Raw genomic sequence first — 2,522 nt, forward strand, 5'->3', positions numbered from 1 at the left:
TTTGGCGATCATTTACTGATTGACTAGCTGTTTCACTTGCTGCCTTAACAGATTCACTTTGTGCTTCTGAAGCTGATTTAACTGAATTACTTTGTTGTTCTTCTTCTGCAGTTAAGCTTGTTACGCCAGCTTCACTCTTGCTTTGTGATTCAACTGTTGACTTGCTTGCGCTTTCTGATAATGATCCCACTTCGGATTTACTTGTTTCAAGTGATGTTGAGGCACTTTCACTCGCAGAGTTCATTACTGAATCTGCTTGTGCTTTTGAAGTTGCCAAACTATTAGATACTGCTTCTGACACTGATTTAAATTCTTCAGTTGATACTGTGTGTTCTGATACTTGGCTTTGGACTTCACTTGCGTAATCTTTGTATGATTCAGATTCACTTTGGTCTAGTGATTGACTTGCTGAATCTAAAACTTCTGTTGAAGCTGAGTTTGATTCTTCAGTTGACTTGCTTGCGCTTGTTGATGCTGAGTCATGCCAATATTTTGATAAGCTTTCTGATGCACTTGTTGATGCTGATTCAGTTGTATTTTGGCGATCATTTACTGATTGACTTGCCTTTTCGCTTGCTGCCTTAACAGATTCACTTTGTGCTTCTGATGCTAACTTAGCCGCATTACTTTGTTGTTTTTCTTCTGCAGTTAAACTTGTTACTCCAGCTTCACTCTTGCTTTCAGAAACTGATGTTGACTTGCTTGCACTTTCAGATAATGATTTTACTTCAGATTTGCTTGTTTCAAGTGATGTTGATGTACTTTCACTCGCAGAGTTCATCACTGAGTCAACTTCTGACTTAGATGTTTCCAAGCTCTTTGATACTGCTTCTGATACTGATTCAAATTCTTCAGTTGATTCAGAATGTTCTGACACTTGACTTTGCACTTCATTTGCGTAGTTCTTGTATGATTCAGATTCACTTTGGTCTAGTGATTGACTTGCTGATTCTGAAGCTTCTGTTGAAGCTGAGTTTGATTCTTCGGTTGATTTGCTTACGGAAATACTTGCTGAATCATGCCAGTATCTTGATAAGCTTTCTGATGCTTCAACTGATTGCGCTTCTGTTGTACTTTGACGATCATGTACTGATTGACTTGCGTTTGCTGAGTCTGTGCTTACTTTTTCACTTTGAGCTTCCGAAGCTGATTTAACTGAATTACTTTGTTGTTCTTCTTCTGCAGTTAAGCTTGTTACTCCATTTGCACTCTTACTTTGTGATTCAAAGGCTGACTTGCTTGCACTTTCAAATAATGATTTCACTTCAGATTCACTTGTTTCAAGTGATGTTGAGGCACTTTCACTTACCAAATTCATTACTGAATCTGCTTCTGATTTTGAAGTTGCCAAACTATTAGATACTACTTCTGACACTGATTTAAATTCTTCAGTTGATACTGAGTGTTCTGATACTTGGCTTTGCACTTCATTTGCGTAGTTCTTGTATGATTCAGATTCACTTTGCGCTAGTGATTGATTTGCTGAATCTGATACTTCTGTCGATGTTGAGTTTGATTCTTCAGTTGACTTGCTTGCGCTTGTTGATGCTGAGTCATGCCAATATTTTGATAAGCTTTCTGATGCTTGTTTTGATTGTGCTTCCGTTGTGCTTTGGCGATTATTTACTAATTGACTTGCCTTTTCGCTTGCTGCCTTAACAGATTCACTTTGAGATTCTGAAGCTGATTTAACTGAATTACTTTGTTGTTCTTCTTCCGCAGTTAAGCTTGTTACTCCATTTGCACTCTTACTTTGTGATTCAAAGGCTGACTTGCTTGCACTTTCTGATAATGATTCTACTTCAGACTTACTTGTTTCAAGTGAATTTGAGGCACTTTCACTTACTGAACTCATTACTGAATCTGCTTGTGATTTTGAAGTTGCCAAACTATTAGATACTGCTTCTAACACTGATTGGTATTCTTCAGTTGATACTGAGTGTTCTGATACTTGACTTTGAACTTCATTTGCGTAGTTCTTGTATGATTCAGATTCACTTTGCGCTAGTGATTGATTTGCTGAATCTGATACTTCTGTCGATGTTGAGTTAGATTCTTCCGTTGACTTGCTTGCACTTTGGCTTGCTGAATCATGCCAGTATCTTGATAAGCTTTCTGAAGCTTGTTTTGATTGTGCTTCCGTTGTGCTTTGACGATCATTTACTGATTGGCTAGCTGTTTCGCTTGCTGACTTAACAGATTCACTTTGTGCTTCTGATGCTGATTTAGCCAAATTACTTTGGTTTTCTTCTTCAGAAGTTAAACTTGTTACGCCACTTTCGCTCTTGCTTTGTGATTCAACTGTTGACTTACTTGCACTTTCTGATAATGATTCTACTTCAGATTTGCTTGTTTCAAGGGATGTTGAGGCACTTTCACTTACTGAACTCATTACTGAATCTGCTTGTGATTTTGAAGTTGCCAAACTATTAGATACTGCTTCTGACACTGATTTAAATTCTTCAGTTGATACTGTGTGTTCTGATACTTGACTTTGGACTTCACTTGCATAATCTTTATAA

The 2,522-nt window shown here is 37.6% G+C and carries 1 pseudogene; it reads right to left on the bottom strand.

Going from position 1 to position 2,522, the window contains the following annotated elements:
* Positions 1 to 2,522: pseudogene (locus tag JCM14209_RS10140) on the bottom strand (hypothetical protein); the annotation flags it as partial.

Source organism: Ligilactobacillus hayakitensis DSM 18933 = JCM 14209, assembly GCF_000615845.1.
Lineage (GTDB): Bacteria > Bacillota > Bacilli > Lactobacillales > Lactobacillaceae > Ligilactobacillus > Ligilactobacillus hayakitensis.